Source organism: Rubrivirga marina (genome assembly GCF_002283365.1).
Taxonomy (GTDB): domain Bacteria; phylum Bacteroidota; class Rhodothermia; order Rhodothermales; family Rubricoccaceae; genus Rubrivirga; species Rubrivirga marina.
Window position 1 is genome coordinate 79,360 of sequence record NZ_MQWD01000005.1, and the last position, 17,292, is coordinate 96,651.

General features: G+C 74.5%; 16 protein-coding genes. 9 read left to right on the forward strand and 7 right to left on the reverse strand.

The features are described from left to right. Nucleotides 1-52: 52 nt before the first annotated feature. From BSZ37_RS20530 to BSZ37_RS20555, 6 genes are all read left to right on the forward strand, one after another. Nucleotides 53-2,599, forward strand: coding sequence for a heavy metal translocating P-type ATPase (locus BSZ37_RS20530; protein ID WP_095512551.1), 2,547 nt, complete (start codon nucleotides 53-55; stop codon nucleotides 2,597-2,599). Between the two features lie 100 nt (nucleotides 2,600-2,699). Further along, entirely contained in the window at nucleotides 2,700-2,954 is a 255-nt protein-coding gene (locus BSZ37_RS20535; protein WP_095512552.1) for a thioredoxin family protein, read from the forward strand. Nucleotides 2,955-2,958: 4 nt separating this feature from the next. Then, a complete protein-coding gene (locus tag BSZ37_RS20540) occupies nucleotides 2,959-3,372 on the forward strand; it encodes a MerR family DNA-binding protein (RefSeq protein WP_095512553.1) in 414 nt (137 codons plus the stop codon). Continuing rightward, complete coding sequence (locus BSZ37_RS22830; protein ID WP_095512554.1) at nucleotides 3,353-4,006, forward strand: mercuric transporter MerT family protein; 654 nt, start codon at nucleotides 3,353-3,355, stop codon at nucleotides 4,004-4,006. The genes BSZ37_RS20540 and BSZ37_RS22830 overlap by 20 nt, the downstream gene beginning before the upstream one ends. Before the next feature lies 1 nt (nucleotide 4,007). Continuing rightward, nucleotides 4,008-5,819, forward strand: a complete 1,812-nt coding sequence (merA, locus tag BSZ37_RS20550) for a mercury(II) reductase (RefSeq protein ID WP_095512555.1) — start codon at nucleotides 4,008-4,010, stop codon at nucleotides 5,817-5,819. 4 nt (nucleotides 5,820-5,823) lie between these two features. Further along, the gene (locus BSZ37_RS20555) at nucleotides 5,824-7,182 is read left to right on the forward strand and encodes a dihydrolipoyl dehydrogenase family protein (RefSeq protein WP_095512556.1); all 1,359 of its coding nucleotides are present in this window, start codon (nucleotides 5,824-5,826) and stop codon (nucleotides 7,180-7,182) included. A 9-nt stretch (nucleotides 7,183-7,191) separates the two neighbouring features. On the opposite strand, the gene BSZ37_RS20560 is transcribed toward BSZ37_RS20555, so the two are convergent. Genes BSZ37_RS20560 through BSZ37_RS20580 form a run of 5 tightly spaced genes read right to left on the reverse strand, consistent with a single transcriptional unit; the run spans nucleotide 7,192 to nucleotide 13,954 of the window. Further along, on the reverse strand, nucleotides 7,192-9,306 hold the full coding sequence (locus BSZ37_RS20560) for a type IV secretory system conjugative DNA transfer family protein (RefSeq protein ID WP_095512557.1): 2,115 nt from the start codon (nucleotides 9,304-9,306) through the stop codon (nucleotides 7,192-7,194). A gap of 3 nt (nucleotides 9,307-9,309) precedes the next feature. Then, nucleotides 9,310-10,236 (reverse strand): VirB8/TrbF family protein, encoded by a 927-nt coding sequence (locus BSZ37_RS20565; RefSeq protein ID WP_095512558.1) that lies wholly within the window; start codon nucleotides 10,234-10,236, stop codon nucleotides 9,310-9,312. Between the two features lie 25 nt (nucleotides 10,237-10,261). Then, the gene (gene trbL, locus BSZ37_RS20570) at nucleotides 10,262-11,218 is read right to left on the reverse strand and encodes a P-type conjugative transfer protein TrbL (RefSeq protein WP_095512559.1); all 957 of its coding nucleotides are present in this window, start codon (nucleotides 11,216-11,218) and stop codon (nucleotides 10,262-10,264) included. Nucleotides 11,219-11,236: 18 nt separating this feature from the next. After that, a complete protein-coding gene (locus tag BSZ37_RS20575; protein WP_095512560.1) occupies nucleotides 11,237-12,820 on the reverse strand; it encodes a TraB/TrbI/VirB10 family type IV secretion system protein in 1,584 nt (527 codons plus the stop codon). 48 nt (nucleotides 12,821-12,868) lie between these two features. Continuing rightward, nucleotides 12,869-13,954: a TrbG/VirB9 family P-type conjugative transfer protein gene (locus tag BSZ37_RS20580; protein ID WP_095512561.1), complete on the reverse strand. Its 1,086-nt coding sequence runs from the start codon at nucleotides 13,952-13,954 to the stop codon at nucleotides 12,869-12,871. 283 nt (nucleotides 13,955-14,237) lie between these two features. On the opposite strand from BSZ37_RS20580, the gene BSZ37_RS20585 reads away from it, so the two are divergent. The 3 genes from BSZ37_RS20585 (at nucleotide 14,238) to BSZ37_RS20595 (ending at nucleotide 15,572) form a co-directional block, all read left to right on the forward strand. After that, nucleotides 14,238-14,753, forward strand: a complete 516-nt coding sequence (locus BSZ37_RS20585; protein ID WP_095512562.1) for a DUF2306 domain-containing protein — start codon at nucleotides 14,238-14,240, stop codon at nucleotides 14,751-14,753. A 129-nt stretch (nucleotides 14,754-14,882) separates the two neighbouring features. Continuing rightward, nucleotides 14,883-15,245, forward strand: a complete 363-nt coding sequence (locus BSZ37_RS20590) for a type II toxin-antitoxin system RelE/ParE family toxin (RefSeq protein ID WP_095512563.1) — start codon at nucleotides 14,883-14,885, stop codon at nucleotides 15,243-15,245. Between the two features lie 39 nt (nucleotides 15,246-15,284). Continuing rightward, nucleotides 15,285-15,572 carry a helix-turn-helix domain-containing protein gene (locus tag BSZ37_RS20595; protein WP_095512564.1) on the forward strand — a complete coding sequence of 96 codons (288 nt, stop codon included), beginning with the start codon at nucleotides 15,285-15,287 and terminating at the stop codon, nucleotides 15,570-15,572. Nucleotides 15,573-15,813: 241 nt separating this feature from the next. Here BSZ37_RS20595 and BSZ37_RS20600 read toward each other — a convergent pair whose 3' ends face one another. Together BSZ37_RS20600 and BSZ37_RS20605 are read right to left on the reverse strand one after the other, a co-directional pair. After that, nucleotides 15,814-16,308: a hypothetical protein gene (locus BSZ37_RS20600; protein WP_095512565.1), complete on the reverse strand. Its 495-nt coding sequence runs from the start codon at nucleotides 16,306-16,308 to the stop codon at nucleotides 15,814-15,816. 136 nt (nucleotides 16,309-16,444) lie between these two features. After that, on the reverse strand, nucleotides 16,445-17,251 hold the full coding sequence (locus BSZ37_RS20605; protein WP_143537782.1) for a type IV secretion system protein: 807 nt from the start codon (nucleotides 17,249-17,251) through the stop codon (nucleotides 16,445-16,447). Between the last annotated feature and the right edge of the window lie 41 nt (nucleotides 17,252-17,292).

The window sequence follows — 17,292 nt, forward strand, 5'->3', positions numbered from 1 at the left end:
CCCTGTACAGCCCGTGGAGCCTCCCCTCCTGACCCTCTCCGATCCGACTCCCATGCCCGACCCTCTCCGCCTCGACCTCGACGTCTTGCTCCCCGACGCGCCCGACGCCCAGGACGCCTGCGTCGCCCGGCTCACCGACGAGTTGGCGGCCGTCCTCGGCGTCGAGCGCGCCCACGTGGTCCCGCCCGAGCGGGGTCCCGACGGCGAGCGCCCGGCCCAGCTCTGCCTCCACTACGACCCCGACGCCGTCGCGCTCCCGCGCCTCCGGCGGGCGGCCGAGCGGGCCGGCGCACGGATCACCGAGCGGTACGGCCACGTGCTCTGGGAGGTCACCGGGCTGCCCCGCCAGCGCCGCGCGCGGACCGTCGCCGAGCGGCTCCGCCAGCGGCCGGGCGTGATCGAGGCCGAGGCGAACGCGACCGGCCCGGTCCGCATCGAGTTCGACCGCGACCAGACGACGGAGGCCGACCTCCGCCGCGCGCTCGCCGACCTCGGCGTGACCGTCACGGCGCCGGAGCCATCCGAGGTGGCCGCCGCCGAGGGGCACCCCCAGGGCCGAGGCCCGCTCCCCGGCGAGCCGAGGGCCGTCGAGCCGGCCGAGGAGGACCACACCGGCCACGACCACGGCCCCGGCGGGCACGACCACGGCGGCATCTTCGGCGAGCGGACCGAGCTGGTCTTCGCCGTCCTATGCGGCGTCGTCGTCGCGGTGGGGTGGGCGCTGGAGGCGTTTACGGGTGTGGCCGAGTGGATCCCGCTCGCTCTCTTTGTCAGCGGGTACTTTTTCGGCGGGTGGTTCACCGTCCGCGAGGCGGTCGACTCCATCCGCGCGGGCCGCTTCGAGATCGACTTCTTGATGTTGGTGGCCGCGGCCGGCGCCGCCGCGCTCGGCGAGTGGTTCGAGGGCGCGCTCCTGCTCTTCCTGTTCTCCATCGGCCACGCGCTCGAAGGCTACGCGATGGGCCGCGCACGCCGGGCCATCGAGGCGCTGGCGGAGCTGGCCCCGGCGACGGCCCGCGTCCGCCGTGACGGCGCCGAGACCGAGGTGCCCGTCGAGGACCTCCGCGTCGGCGACACGGTCGTCATCCGGCCCGACGAGCGGATCGCAGCCGACGGCGTGGTCGTGAAGGGGACGAGCGCCGTGGACCAGGCGGCCGTGACGGGCGAGAGTGTGCCCGTCGACAAGCGGCCCGCCGACGACCCCGACGCCGCGCTGGCGGACCCCGCGAGCGTGGAGCCCGAATACCGCGTGTTCGCGGGGACGCTCAACGGGTCCGGCGCGCTCGACATCGTGGTCACCAAGACGTCGTCGGAGTCCACGCTGGCCCGCGTGGTCCAGCTTGTGGCCGAGGCCGAGACGGAGAAGAGCCCGACGCAGAAGTTCACCGACCGCTTCGAGCGGGTGTTCGTCCCGTCCGTGCTCGTGTTCGTGGTCTTGCTGCTCGTCGGGCCGCCGGCCCTGGACGCGCTCGGGTGGTTCTCCGAGCCGTTCGCGGTCTCGTTCTACCGCGCGATGGCCGTGCTCGTGGCCGCCAGCCCGTGCGCGCTCGCCATCGCCACGCCCTCGGCCGTGCTCTCGGGCGTCGCCCGCGCCGGGCGCTCCGGCGTGCTCGTCAAGGGCGGCGGCCCGCTGGAGGCGTTGGGCGGGCTCACGTCCATCGCCTTCGACAAGACCGGCACGCTCACCGAGGGCGAGCCGCGCGTGACGGACGTGGTGCCCGCCGACGGCGCGACCGAGGCCGAGCTGGTCGAGGCCGTCGTCGCCGTCGAGCGCCTGAGCGAGCACCCGCTCGCGCGCGCCATCGTCCGCGACCTGGGCGAGCGGGCCTCGGATGGCGTGGCGGCCGAGGACTTGCAGAGCGTGACGGGCCACGGCGTCCGCGCCACATTGGCGGGCGAGCCCGCCGAGGTCGGCAAACCCGACCTGTTTACGCTGGATGGCGGCACGGCCGCGCCAGAGGCCCTCTTGGAGCGCGACCGCGCGCTCAAGGCCGACGGCCGCTCGACCATGCTCGTCCGCCGGGGCGACCGGTTCCTGGGCGTCGTGGGACTCATGGACACGCCGCGCGAGTCGGCGCGTGACGTGATCCGCCGGCTCCACGCGCTCGGCATCGAGAAGACCATCATGATCTCGGGCGACGCCCAGGCCGTCGCCTCGTCCGTCGGCCGCGCCGTCGGGATCGACGAGGCCCGCGGCGACCTCCTCCCCGACGACAAGGTCGAGGCCATCAAGGCGCTCCGACGGTCGGGCGAGGTCGCGATGGTCGGCGACGGCGTCAACGACGCGCCCGCGCTCGCGAACGCAACCGTCGGCATCGCGATGGGAGCGGCGGGCTCGGACGTGGCCCTCGAAACCGCCGACGTGGCGCTCATGGCCGACGACCTCTCGAAGCTCCCGTTCGCCGTCGGGCTCTCGCGGAAGGCCCGCGGGATCATCCGCCAGAACCTGTGGATGAGCCTCGGGATGGTCGCCTTCCTCGTTCCGGCTACGCTCTTCGGGCTCGGGATCGGACCTGCGGTCGCGCTCCACGAGGGGTCCACGCTCGTCGTCGTGTTCAACGCCCTCCGGCTCCTCGCGTACCGGGAGGCCGACGCATGACGCGGGCGGGACCCGGACCCAGGGTGAAGACCGCGTCACGTGAAGGTCCCTGCACCACGGTGCAGGCCCTACCCTGCCTCCGAACCCGCCCCGCGCCCCCATGACGCCCCGCACCATCGACGTCTACTCCGCCGACTGCCCCCTCTGCGCCGACGCCGTGGCGCTCGTCGAACGGCTCGCCCGACCCGACGACACGGTGACGGTCCGCTCCGTCAACGCCGAGGCCGTCGCGTCCGAGGCCGCCCGTCTCGGCGTCCGGTCCGTGCCCGCCGTCGCCGTCGACGGCGAGCTCGCGTCGTGCTGCCGGGCGGGCGGCGTGACCGAGGCCGGCCTCCACGCCGCGCTCGGCGCCTGAGGCCGTGGCCCTCACCCGCAGCGCCCTCGCCCGCGCCGCCGGCGTGGCCCCATCGGCCGTCCGCTACTACGAGCGGGCCGGGGTCCTCCCCGAGCCCGCCCGGACGGCCAAGGGGTACCGCGCCTACGGACCCGGCGACGTCGAGCGGCTCCGGTTCGTCCGGCGCGCCCAGGAGCTCGGGTTCTCGCTCGGCGAGATCGCCGGGCTCCTCGACCTCGCGGTCTCTGAGGGCGACCCCTGCGACGACGTCCGCGCCCGTGCCGAGGCCCACCATGCCGACGTCGCCGCGAAGGTCCGCGACCTCGAACGGATCCGGGACACCCTCGACGGTCTCATCGCGGCGTGCCGCGACCACGCCCCGACCGACCCCTGCCCCATCCTCGACGCCCTCCGCCACGATGACGACCCCTCCGCCTGACCCCCCCGCCGACCGGGGCGCCCGCTGGGGCGTGGCCGCCGCGATCGGCGCGGCCGTGGCCGCGAGCGCCTGCTGCACCGTCCCGCTATTGCTCGTGTCCCTCGGCGTCGGCGGCGCCTGGGTCGGCTCGCTCACCGCCTTCGAGCCCTACCGGCCCTTCTTTATTGTCCTCGCCGTCGGCGCGCTGGGCTTCGTGGCCTGGCGCGAGTGGCGCGCGGCCCGGCTCGCCGCCTCGGGCAGCGACGCCGCCGACTGCGACTGCGAGGAGGACGCCGTCCAGCCCCGCACGCGCCGCGCGATCCTGGGCGTGGGCGCGCTCGCGGCCGTCTTGCTCCTCGCCTCCCCGTGGCTCGTCCGCGCCGCCAGCGGGCCGCCGGACTCGGCCGTGCTCCCCACAGGTGCCCCGCTCGCGACGGCCCAGGTGGCGCTCACCGTCGAGGGCATGACGTGCGCCTCGTGCGACGCGACCGTCCGCCGCGCGCTCCTGAACGTCGACGGCGTGAACGCGGCCGACGTCTCGTTTGCGCCGCCCCGCGCCGTCGTCTCCTTCGACCCCACGCGGGCGACGGTCGCCGACCTGATGGCCGCGACCGCTGCCGCCGGCTACCCCACGACGCCCGCCACCGACGCTTGACATGTCCGAGACCCTGACCCTCACCGTCGGCGGGATGACGTGCTCGGGCTGCGCCCGTCACGTCACCAAGGCGCTCGAGGCGCTCCCCGGCGTGGCCTCGGCCGACGTCCCCGGCTGGGAGTCCGGCCGGGCCGACGTCACGCTCGACGACGACGCGCCCACGAGCCCGGCCGACCTAGTGGGCGCCGTCGAGGCCGCGGGCTACCGCGCCGCTCTCGAAGGCGCCGCCCTCGAAGGCGCCGCACCGAGCGAGGCGCCCGCCGCCCCCGCCTCCGGTCCCGCGGCCGGCTACGGCGCCCCCACCGAGCCCCCGGCCGTCCCCTCAGGCGACGGCGCGGCCTCGGCCGTCCAGCCCGAGGCGCTCGAGTCCCTCCCCGAGGGCACCTACGACCTCGTCGTGATCGGTGGGGGCTCGGCCGCCTTCGCCGCCGCGCTCAAAACGTCGGAGCTCGGCGGGCGCACGGCCATCGTCAACGACGGGCTCCCCATCGGCGGGACGTGCGTGAACGTAGGCTGCGTGCCCTCGAAGGCGACCATCCGCGCGGCCGAGGCCGTCCACCGCGCCCAGCGGACGGCGTTCGACGGCGTCGAGACGACGGGCCGCGTGGCCGATTTCGGCGCCGTGCTCGCCCAGGTCCGCGCCCTCGTCGCCGACCTCCGCCAGGCCAAGTACGTCGACGTGGTCTCGGGCGACGACGCCATCGACCTCGTCGCCGGCCGCGCCCGGCTGGCGGGCCGTGACGGCGGCCCTCTCGCGGGGGGCGGGCTCCACACGGTCGAGGTGGCCGGCGGCCCGACGCTCCGCGCCCGGTCCGTCCTCGTCGCCACCGGCGCCCGGACGTTCGTCCCCGACGTCCCGGGCCTGGCCGACGCGGGCTTCCTGACGAACGACACGCTCTGGGATCTGGGCGCCGCACCGGACCACCTCGTCGTGCTCGGTGGTGGATATGTGGCCGTCGAGGCCGCCCAGGCGTTCGCCCGGCTCGGCGTGCCCGTCACGCTCCTCCAGCGCTCGGCCCGCGTCCTCCCCCGCCAAGACGCCGCGCTCACCGACGCGCTCGAAGGGTTCCTCCGGGCCGACGGCGTCACCGTCCGCACCGGCGTCGCCACGCAGGCCGTCCGCCGCGGGGGCGCCGAGACCGTCGTCGAGATCGAGGTCGACGGCCGCACCGAGACGGTCCGCGGCTCGCACCTCCTGCTCGCGACGGGCCGCCGCGGCAACACCGACAGCCTGGGCCTGGAGGCGCTCGGCATCGACACCGACAAACGGGGCTTCGTGCCCGTCGACGCCACCCTCCGGACATCTGCCGAGGGCGTGTTCGCGGCCGGCGACGTGCTCGGCGACAAGATGTTCGTCTACACGGCGGCGTACGAGGGCGCGCTCGCCGCGCGAAACGCACAGCAGAGCCTCTACGCCGGGGCCGACTACACGGCGCTCCCCTGGGTCGTCTTCACCGACCCCCAGCTCGCCGGCGTCGGCCTCGACCTCGCCCAGGCCCAGGCCACGGGCTTCGACGCCGAGGCCTCGACGCTCGCGATGGAGCACGTCCCCCGCGCCCTGGCTGCGCGCGACACGCGGGGCTCGGTCACGCTCGTCCGCGACCGCGAGACCGACGCCGTCCTCGGCGCCCGGGTCCTGGCGCCCGAGGGCTCGGAGCTCCTGATGGAGGTGGCCCTCGCCGTCCGCCACGGGATCACGACCCGGCAGCTCGCCGACGCCTTCCACCCGTACCTCACCCTCTCCGAGGCCGTCAAGCTCGCCGCCATCACGTTCCGGAAGGACGTCGGCCAGCTGAGCTGCTGCGCCGCCTGAGCCCATGCCCGACCCCTACGACCTCGTCGTCCTCGGCACCGGCTCCGGCGCCTCGACGGCCGCCCACAAGTGCGCCGCCGCCGGCTGGCGCGTGGCCGTCGTCGACTCGCGCCCCTACGGCGGGACGTGCGCCCTCCGTGGGTGCGACCCGAAGAAGGTGCTCGTCGGCGCCGAGCACCTCGTCGACTGGGGCCGTCGGATGGCCGGCCACGGCGTCGACGCGCCCCCCTCGATCGACTGGGCCGACCTGATGGCCTTCAAGCGGACGTTCACCGAGCCCGTCCCCGACAAGCGCGAGGCCGCCTTCAAGAAGAAGGGGATCGACACGCTTCATGGCCGCGCCCGCCTGGTCGCCCCCGACGCGCTCGTGGTCGACGGCGAGGACGGCGAGCGTCGCCTGACGTTCGAGCACCTCCTCGTCGCGACGGGCGCCGAGCCGGCCCCGCTCCCGTTCGACGGCGCCGAGCACGTCGCCACGAGCACCGACTTCCTCGACCTGGACGCGCTCCCCGAGCACGTCGTGTTCGTGGGCGGCGGCTACGTCTCGATGGAATTCGCCCACGTCGTCGCCCGGACGGCCGCCCGCGCGACGGTCGTCCACCGCGGCGAGCGGCCGCTCGAGGCCTTCGACCCCGACCTCGTCGACCGCCTCGCGGCCCACACCTGTGAGATCGGCGTCGACCTCCGCCTGGGCACGTCCGTCGTCGGCGTCGAGCGCCACGGCGACGGGTTCCGGGTGACGACCGAGACCACGGGCGGCGAGCGCTGGACGGTCGACGCCGACCTCGTCGTCCACGGGGCCGGCCGGGTCCCCGCCCTCGCCGACCTCGACCTGGAGGCCGCGGGCGTCGAGTCTTCGAAGCGCGGGGTGACGGTCGACGACCACCTCCGGAGCGTCTCGAACCCGCGCGTCTGGGCCGCCGGCGACGCGGCCGACTCGGGCGGCCCGCCGCTCACGCCCGTCGCCGCCCACGAGTCCCACGTCGTGGCGTCGAACCTCCTCAAGGGCCCGCACCGGACGCCGAACCACGACGGCGTCCCCTCGGTCGCCTTCACCGGCCCGCCCCTCGCCCGCGTAGGGCTGACCGAGGCCGAGGCCGACGCGCGGGGCCTCGACATCGAGGTACACACGGGCGACACGACCGACTGGTACACCTACCGCCGGGTCCGGGCCGAGGTCGCGTGCTACAAGGTGCTCACGGCCGGCGACCGCGTCGTGGGCGCGCACCTGCTGGGGCCGGGCGCGGGCGAGCTCGTCAACGTGTTCGCGCTCGCGATCCGCCACGGGGTCTCGGCGCGCGCGCTCCGCGAGACGATCTGGGCCTACCCCACGCACGCCTCCGACGTGCCCTACATGGTGTGAGGGCGGTTATCACACCTTCGCGGCAGGTCGAGCTGTCCTTTGGGGTTTGCTACTGGGGTTCGGGGGGCCAGTAGATGACCTGGTCCGAGCGCGTGGTCCAAACGCTTGGTCTTCGTAGTACGCGATCCGGCGGGCCAGCACCGGGTCCTCCCCGCGCACGAGGAGGACTTGGTCGTCGCGCCCCAGCCGTCGGAGCTCGTCCGGCGTCACGAGCGGCCGGCCCGTCTCCGTCGCCCCGGCCGACGACGACCGCGACGAGTGCTTCCCCCGACTCCGCCCCGACGACTGCGACTGGTGGAAGACCGTCGCCGTCCCGGCCATCTTCGAGAGGTACTCGGCCGTGAACTGGTCCGTCGTCCCGAACGCCTGGACCACGTCGGCGTTGGCGACGAACGACTCCCAGTCGCGGGGGTAGAGCCGCCGGAGCTGGCCGAGGTCCTGCAAAAAGGGCCAGACCTGGACGCCGTACCCGGCCATGAGCGAGACGGCCCGGCGGACGGGCGGCATCGGCCCGAGCTGGGCGAACTCGTCGAGGAGGAACAGCGCGCGCCGCTCCGGCGACGGCGCCCCGCCCGGAAGCGGCCCGAGCCGCGCGAGGGCCGAGATCGTCGTCGCGACCGAGAGCCGGAGCCACCGCGAGAAGGCGTCGAGCCGGTCGGGCGGGAGGAGGAGGTAGACCGAGAGTGGACCCGGGTGGGGGAGCCGCCCCGCCCCGCCCTCGGGGTCCGGCAGCGCGTGGTCGCCGACGCCCCACACGTGCCCGGCGCGGCGGGGGCGTCCGGGTCGGAGGTCGGCCGGGTCGAACGTGCTCCGGCCGAGGACGGCCTCCATCCGGGGCGAGTCGAGGAAGTGCGTGTGGCTCTGGGCGGTCGAGACGACGGCCGAGAGCTCGCGCTCGTGCTTCCGGTCCATCCGGTTCCCCGTCCGCCGCACGACCGGGTCGTCGTGCCCCATCATCGTGCCGAGGAGGGCCTTGAACGTCCGCGCGTCGCCGGTCAGGAGCTCGCGGACCGTGAGGAGCGACCGGCCCGGCCCGTCGTAGTCGAGGGCGACGTAGAGGGCGAGCCCGGCGAGGAGCGCCTTGGCCTCGTCCGACCAGAACCGGCTCTCGCCCGCGCCCCCGTCCTCGACGACCAACATCTCGGCGAGGAGCGCGGCGTCGTCCGCGGCGTCGGCGGATCCGAGGCCGACGAGGTCGAGCGGGTTGAGCCGCCCGCGCTCGATCCGACCCCGCCCGACGTCGCCGAACAGGTCCCGGGGCGCGAGCCCGAACGGGTCGAGCGCGACGACCCGGTGGCCGAGGACGCCCGCCCGATAGCGCGCCGTGAGCGCGAGGTTCTCCCCCTTCGGGTCGGTCACGACGACCGGCCCGGGGTGGTCGAGGAGGTTCGGGACGACGGCCCCGACGCCCTTCCCCGCCCGGGTCGGCGCGACGGTGAGGACGTGGCCCGGCCCGTCGTAGCGGAGGAGCGGGCCGGTAGACCGGCCCCCGGGCTTACGGCCGCCGAGCGGCCGGCGGCCTCTCCCCTCCCCTGCTGCCCGCGACCGTTCGACGGCGTGCCCCGCCTCGGGAGGCCGCCCGTTCGACCGCCCGAGGACGAGACCGGCCGGGGCGTCGAGGAGGGTCCGGCCCTCGCCCCACGCGGCCGTCCCGTGGGCGGACGACGGCCGCGTGGGACGGGGCGCCGTGAGCGCGGCGAGGAGCGTGAGCGCGAGGAGCCCGCCGACCGCACCCGCCTTCACGGCCAGCCCGACCTCGGCGGAGTCGGCCCCGAGCGTCCGTGCTGCTTGGGACGTCCAGAGCGCCCCGTCAGAGGGGGCGTAGACCGGCCCGGCCCACGCGGGCGCACACACGACGACGGCCAGGAGGACTGCGAGCGCCGGACGCCAGCGGCCGTATACGGCGAGCCCCAGTCCGGCGCCCGCGCCGAGGACGAGGGCGCACCGGACGACGACCAGGCCGCTTCCCACGAGGCGGACGGCGGGGGGGCCGAGGTGGGCGCCGTACCCGGCGGCGTTGGCGAGCGCGGCGGCGGCGTATAGCGCGCCGACAACGACGGAGCCCAAGAGGACGGCCACGAGCGTGACCGACGACCGGGAGCCGGGCGGTGTCGGCGCGGGCACGGGCTACGGGGCCTCGGCAGCGGCCGGGCGGCGGGGCGGGGCGCTCACCGGCCGCCTGACGGGCGGCGTCTCGGTCTCCCGCTGGGCCGGGCGCTCCTCCACCTCGGTGTCGGAGTCGGAGGGCGCGGCGTCGCCTGCCGTCGGGGCGAGCGGGCTCCACGAGAGGTCGGTCACGAAGACCCCGAGCGGGTTCCGCTCGACGGCCTCCGTCGTCGTCGGTGGCGCGACTGTGACCGAGAGGTACCCCTCCCACGCCCGCTCCCGCACGCCCTCGCGCGGGGACTCCTCGCGCTCGTTCCACTGGACCCGGTACGTCGCCGGCCCGCCCTCGGCGGCGCCGGGGACCGGGAGCACGTTCGTGACCTCGACGGCCCGGCGGTACCCCCTCCCCTGCTGGCGAGGGTCGTTGGCGGGGTCGGAGAAGTACCCCTCGAGGTAGCCCCGGGCGTCGCCGGCGACGTGGGCGTAGGCCCGATAGACGGCGTCGCGCTGGGCGACCGGGTCCGGGTACGCCGTCCGGATGTCGGCGACGAACCGGGCGACGGCCGACGTCACGACGCGGTCCTCGGCGGCGGGGACGGCGTCGGCCGGAGCGACGGCCTCCGCGCGGCCGAGCCGGTCCACCTCGACGACGTAGGGGACGACGCGGCTCTGGAGCGAGAGCGTGACCAGGCCGACGACCGAGAGGGCGAGGAGCGCGAGCGACCCGAACGCGACGAGCTGCCAGTTCCGCTTCCCCTTCGCGAGGTCGGAGAACTGGCGGGTGAACTCGTACCGGCCCCGCAGCACCTCCGGCGGCGCCTTCTCGTCCCGCGCCCACCCTTTGGGCGGGGCCTCAGCGGCGAGAGCGGGGGGCAGGCTCCCCGCATGGCCGTCGCCCGAGGGGGCGGCAGAGCGGGGACGGCGGGTGAGGCGGTCGAGGATCGACATGGCTTGTGCGCCGCAGACGGCGCAGCTAGACGGAGCTCAGCGCCCGCTCGAACCCGACCGTGAGGTCGCGCGTGAGGAGCGTCGAGACCTTGTAGGGGATGACGACGACGAGGAGCGTGAACGTGAGCGAGCCCCCGAGGACGGTGAGCGCGGCCGTCACGTCGCTCGACCCGCCCGAAACGAGCGGGAGCCACGTCTGGGCCACGTTGTACCCGACGCCGACGAGGAGGAACAGCGAGAACAGCCGGATGCCCAGGTTGAACACGTAGGCCACGAACCGGTCGGCGAGGTTGGCCGTCCCGCGGAAGGCGGCGAACCCGAGGACGAGCGCGCCCGCCGCGAGCGCGATGAACGACTCGACGATGACGACGACGAGAGCTGCCGCGATGACCGCGTACATGAGCTCGACGAAGAAGGCCGCCAGCGCGACGAGGATGGCCGTCGCCATGAGCGAGAACGAGAGGTCGATCAAGCTCACGCCGTCGAAGAACCCGTTGACCATCGAGGTCGAGAGCTGGACGCCCAGGCCCAGGACGTCGCCCGGGCTCACGACGCCGGGCGCGACCGTCTGCCCGGCCGCGAGGAACCCGTCGATGATGGGCGGGAACCACACGCCGAACGAGGCGATGAGCCCGAACGCGAACGCGAGCCACGCCAGCTTCAAGACGAGCGCGCTCAGGATGCGGTCGGGGCCGCTCTCGCGGAGGGTCCAGACGATGGCCGAGAGGGCGATCTCGATGACGGCGAGGACCCCGAACGTCCCGGCCGCAATCCCGAGGAGCGCGGGCCGGGCAGCCTGGACGGCTGTGCGGAAGTCGTCGACGATCGTGTCGAGGACGGGCGGGGGGACGACGGGGACCGGGGCGAGTTGGGCGGCGGCCTCGGGAGCCGCGAGCGCGGCCACCGCGGCGACGGCGGCGCAGCGTCCGACCACGCGGGCGGCTCGGCCGACGGCGCGGGTCCGGGGGGCAGGCGTGGGCATGGCGGCTGTAGAGCGGTGTTACCGGCGGGAGGACGCCCCCCGTGCGAACCGGCCCACGGCCGCCCGAGCCCGGTACGGGCTGGCGAACGGGAGGTCGCGCGCGAGCAGGACGTAGAACCGGTACCCCGGCGAGACCCGGACCGTCGGTTGGACGCGGAGATCCTGGCGGACCGTCTCGGTCGCGATCCGCGAGAGCTCGATGGCGACCTGTCGCGAGGCCACCTCCTGGGGCGACACGTCGAACCCGATGCCCCGGTTGGACGGCGCCGCCATCTCGACCCCGGCGCCGACGGCGGCCAGCAGCAACGCCGAGCCGACCACGCGGCCGTAGTGGCGATCCACCCGGTCGGAGAGCCCCGCGTTGCCTTCGAGGTCGGCGCCGGGCAGGCCCGGCAGCTCGACCGTTGTCCCGTTGGGGAAGGTCATCTGTGTCCAGGCCACGAGCGCCCGGTTCTGGCCCGTCGCGATCTGGTCGTCGTACTCGCCGACGAGGCGGGTCCCGGCCGGGATCAGTACGTCGCGCTGGGTCACCGAGTCGTAGACGTTTCGGGTGACCTGGGCGACGACGGGGCCGGGCAGGTCCGAGTTCATCCCCGTCACGAGCGCGGCCGGGATGACGGACCCGGCCCGGAGTGTTGGGCGCCCGCTGGCCGGTCTGGCGACGACCTCGTACTCCGTGCCGCGCCCGGCGCTGGCGGTCGCCGAGGCTCGGCTCTGGGGAGTCGCCCCCGTGCTCTGCGAAGTCAGGGCCGTCGGGTGGGCCACAGCGGCGGGGACACGCGCCGTCGGCGGCGGGGCGTCGTTCGACGAGAACATCCCGGCCACCTCGCGCATGAACGCCAGCTCCTCGGCGACCTCTGGCCCGAGGTCGGCGGGCGGGTCCGGCCTCTGCGGTCCACTCGCGGACGACCCCGCCATGAGCGGCGAGGCCACGGCGCGCTCGTACGACTCCCGTGCCGGGTCGGGCGTCCGAGCGGGGGCGCCCGACGCCGGGCGGCTGCCGGCGCCCTGACCGCTCCCCGTCGCTCCGTACGCCTGCGTGGTGGCGTAGCCGTGCGCCGGGGCCGCGGAGCCGCCCCCGCCGTAGGAGCCGTACGCCTGAGCGCCGTAGGGGTTGGACCCGTAGGGGTCCGGGTACGCTGGGTCCACGGGCGCCGCCGGGTCGAGGGCCGTCTCGTCGTAGTACCCGGCCGTCGCCTCGTCGACGTACGCGCCCGGGGGCGGGCCGGCGGGCGCGGCCTGAGCGTCCGGTGCAGCCGAGTCGCCGCCCCCGAACACGACGAGGAGCAGGCAGAGGACGGTCCCGGCGATGAGGACGCCCGCCATCGCGAACTTCCGGTCGATCCGGACGGGCTCGTTCCGTTCGTCGGGCTCGGGCTCCAGAACGTCGGCGACCCGGCGCTCATCGGTGAGCGCGCTGGGCGTCGCCCGGTCGTCCTCGGGTTGGCCGTCGTCGAGCTGGGGGCCATCGCCGGGAGCGCCGTCGCCAGAGGCGGTCCACGCACCGGGCGGGGCCGACGGCGCGGAGACCTCGGGATCGAGGATGGGCGAGTCCACGTCGGGGGGACCGAACGGCTGGAGATCGTCGTCGTGGGGGAACATGGCGTGCTTCTGCGCTGGGCCACCCTCGCCGGTCGAGGGCGGGACGGGTTAGTCGTTGGCGCGGAGGATTCGGACGGAGCGCTCGACCTGGCGCGTCCCTCCGAGCCCGAGGAAGCCGGTGCGGACTGTGGCCCCGAGCACGAGCTCGAACACGTCGGCCGTCCGGTCTGTCACGTAGGTCCCGTCGTCGTAGGCGTAGTTGAGGACCTCGCGCTCACCGCCCGGCCCCTGGACGTAGAGGACGGGGACCGTCCCGCCCCGGAGCTGCGCGGGGTCGAGCTGGACGTAGGTGTGGACGCCGTCGTCGAACACCCGCGCGACCATCTCGCGGGCCTGGCGGTCGCCGACGGTCTGGTAGTTGAACGAGAGGTCGTCGAGCGAGGCCAGGTCCTCGAGCGTCGGCTCGGCCGAGCGCGCGGCCACCGCGGCGGCCTCGGCCGCGCGGGGACCGTAGGCGGTCCCGGCGAGGGCGTCGTCGGGGTAGTAGAACCGGATGTGCCGGGCGTAGCGGGGCTGCGGGTTCTGCGCCTCGGCGCGCCGGGCACGTCGGGACCGCGCGCGCCGAGGTGCCGGGGCCGAGTCGAGCGTGACGTGGTAGACCCGTCGGTCGGTCGAGACCACGAGGTTCGTCGTCACGTCGTGGGCGAGGGGCTTCACGACGACGAGGGGGACACGGCCCGCCGGTCCGGTCTGCGTTTGCTCGATGGCGAACCGCTCGGTGTCGCCGGCGACGATGCCCAAGACCGTCTCACCCGGCTGGAGCTCGATGACCGAGGCCCGGAGCGGGGCCGCTGCGAGGACGGGCTGGCTGTGCCCGAACGGGAACACCATGACCGTGGACTGGCGGAGGACGCCCGCGCGCCCGGTCCGCTGGTACTCCGCCACGAGCTCGCCGAGGGCCTGCTCCATCTGGGCCGACGTGACGACGACGGACCCCGACGTGAACCCGTCGCCGACGAGGGTGCCGTCGGGGCCGGGCGTGGCGACGGTAGCCGTAGCGCCGGAGGCGAGGACGATGGTCTCGGGGTCCGCAGCGGACGGCCCGGCGTCGGCTTGCGCGAGGGCGGCGGGGACAGAGGCGACGACGAGCGCCGCCAGCGCGGCGGCGAGGACGGGGCGGGGCGTGCGAGGCATCGGCGGGCGGAGTGTGGTTCACCTCGGTAGGTGCCGGACCGTGCTCGACCCCGCCACTCCCATCTGATTTCCCTCGCTGGTTGGGCCGCGCTGGACAGAGCGGCACTGCCGCCCGGTGACTGGCCGACGCTTAACCGGCCCTGCGTCTCCCAACACCCGTTCTGCGGCCTCACACCGCAACCTGGGGAGCGGGGTCCCGTAGGGGGCTCGCCCCCAGACACCGCCCCTCGTGCTCGTCCGTCTCGCTGCCGCCGTCGATGTCCTCGCTGTGCGAGGGAGCTAGATGGGAAGCGCGCCAATGCTCGGCACGGCCCACATCGCACTCGCTGTCGCCTCCCTGACTCTGGGAGCGATGGTGTTCCTCCAGCCGAAGGGCGGCCGGCGCCATCGTCTCCTCGGCCGCCTCTACGCTGGCGCACTGGTGCTCGTGAACGTGAGCGCGCTGTTGGTCTACGAGGAGTCCTCGGGCCCGGGGCCGTTCCACGTCCTCGCGCTCGTCAGCCTCGCCACGCTGAGCGCGGGGCTCGTCCCGGCCCTCCTGCGCCGGCCGGGGGGGTCTTGGTTGGAGGCCCACGCCTACTTCATGAGCTGGTCGTACGTCGGGCTCGTCGCCGCGGGCGTCGCCCAGGTGGGAACGATGGTCGCGGGACCTGGCGCGCTCCCGGTCGTGCTCCCATCGGTCCTGATCGTGCTGGTCGGCGCCCTGCTGATCCACGGCCGTGTGCCCAGGGTCCTTTCAGGCTTCGCCCGCAAGGAGGTGCGCCCTGGCGGTCCGCTGTACGGACCTCAGCCGCCCTGAAGGTCGACGACACGACCGCCGGCCACTGCACGGGTCCACGCCACCCTCGGGTCAGCCTCAAGAGTTATGGTCGCTGTGCTGGAACACGATGTACGAAATTTCGTACAATGAAGGAGTCACCCACACGCCGTGTCCGACTCCCGCAAGCCGCTCGATTTCTGGGCCGACGCCCGCGAGGTCCTCCGAGGCTGCCCGGCCCCCGTCCGCCAGCGGGTCGGGTTCGCGCTCGACGAGGCCCAGCGCGGCAAGACGTCCGGGAGCGCGAAGCCCCGGAACGACGTCGGGAAGGGCGTCTACGCCATCACCACGGACCGCGACTCCGAGACCTACCGGACGTTCTACGTCGCCCGCTTCGCCGAGGCCGTCTACTGCTTCTACGTCGTCCACAAGAAGGCGACGACGGGGAAGGCCCTCCCCGAGCGTCAGAAGAAGCTGGCGGCGGCCCGGTACCGAGAGATCGTCGAGTGGCGGGCGTCCGAGGGCCTCCGCTGAACCCGACTGTCGCCACCCGCACCCTAGACCCCCACCGCCATGCCCGGTCCCACCCGCTCCACCGGCAACGTGTTCGAGGACCTCGGCTTCGAGTCCGAGGAGGCCGCACTCCTCCGCGTCAAGAGCCGCCTGCTCTCGTCGCTCGCGTCGTTCGTGGCCGAGTTCGACACCCAGGCCGACGCCGCCGCGGCCCTCGGGGTCTCCCGGCCGCGCGTCTCCGAGATCAAGAACGGCCACCTCGACAAGTTCTCGACCGACAACCTCATCGGCCTCTGCTACCGGGCCGGGCTCCGCGTCCCCGACTTCGACCTCGTCCCGGCGAGGTGACCCCCTGCCGGACCCGGCACGCCACGTCGGTGCCCGCGAGCCGCTCGCACGGCCGGTCGGGCGCGTCCTCGACGGAGTCTTGGAGGTGGGCTATGGGCGCGGGCGTCCGTCGGTATCGGCGCCTGGGGGCGGTCCGCCGGCGTATGGATCGGGGCCGTCACCGCACCCGGCGGACAGAGGGAGCAGAGCGAGCGTGTGATCGTGCCGGGGTAAGGGGGGGGCGGTCGTGGTGGTGTCGCCGCTACCGGCGTGGTGGAGTAGAGTCCGCCGGGGGGGCGTCGAAGATGGAGCCGGTGTTGTAATCCCGCCCGGTCATCCCTTCGGCGCTCCGGCGGGTTCGCTCGGCGACGAGGGCGCTATAGGCGAGCCCGAACGCCCGGCCCGACTGGGCCTCGTCGAGCCGCCCGTCGAGGTCGCGGCTACCCCCGCGCGCCTCGGGTACGTAGGCCTCGTACACGTCCGTGCAGGCGCCCCGTCGGCCGACGACGGCCCCTTCGAGAAGCGCTTCGAGACAGAGCGCGGCACCGTCGAGGTAGGTCTCGGACCTCCCCTCCCCCTCGGACAGCCAGTAGGCCGCGCCGTACTCGGGGAGGGGGGCGCACGGCTCGTCGGGGGCGTCATCGATGCAGGCGGCGAGGTGGGCGACCGACTCTGCCATCCCGTCGGCAGCAGGACCAGAGGGCGCCGTGTCGGTCTCCGATCCGCACCCGGCGGCGAGGAGGCCGACGAGGATCATGGCGAAGAGCGGCTGTCGAGTCCGAGAGATGGGGCGAGGAGTGCAAAGGGGAGCGGTGGAGCGCATGGGGCCGGTAATTCTGGGAGGGTCCCCGGCCGACGCATAGGCCGGGGACCTTTTCGGTAGATCGGGACGGCTAGAAGATCCCGGTCGTGTTGTAGTCCACTCCGCCCATGCCCGAAGAGTTCGCGGCGGCCTGCGCGGCGGCCCTCCGACCGACGTCGACCACGTAGGCCCGTCGGGCGGCGACCGCCGCCTGCGTCCGGGCCTCCTGGTCGATCTGGAGGAGCGCCGTCTGCCGGAGGAGCTGGGACTCCTGGGCCTGGTAGGCCTGGACGGTCCCCTGGACCTCGGCGATCCGTTGGGCCGTGTCGGCGCCCCGGATCTGGCGTTGGAACTCGGCCAGGTCCGCCTGCGCCGCCTGGATCTGGACGGCGTGCTCGCGGATCGAGCGGAGCGTCCCGAGGGCCGAGTCGAGCTCGTCGTCGAGCCAGGCGTCCGTCGTCGTCGCGGTGGCCGTGGGGTCGGCCCCCCGGTAGAACGAGTCGAAGTCGCTCACGAGCGAGGCCGAGGCGTACGCCACGTTCGAGCCGGAGACGAGCGTGGCGTCCACGGCCGAGACGAACCCGGTGACGTCGCGGAGGTTGTAGCGCGCGAGCCGCCGGAGGTTCTCCGTGAAGGCCCGGAGCTGGTCGCGGTTCGTGCGGAGCTGGTCGACGATCTTCCGACCGTTCCAGACGCTCTTGGCGATGTGAGCCGGGTCCACGACCGCCCACTGCGCCTTCGCCTCCTGAGCGGGCAGGGCGAACAGGAAGAGGAGGGCGAGCGGGGCGAGGGTCCTGGAGCGGACCCGTCGCGTGCTCGTCGGGGAAGGTCCGCCGCGTCCGGGGACGTGGCGGCGTGACCGGACCGCTGGGGGGCCGGAGAGAGAGTGCCTGAGCATGGTGCTTGGGCTGTGGGAGCGGGAGGCCCGACGCCCGACGG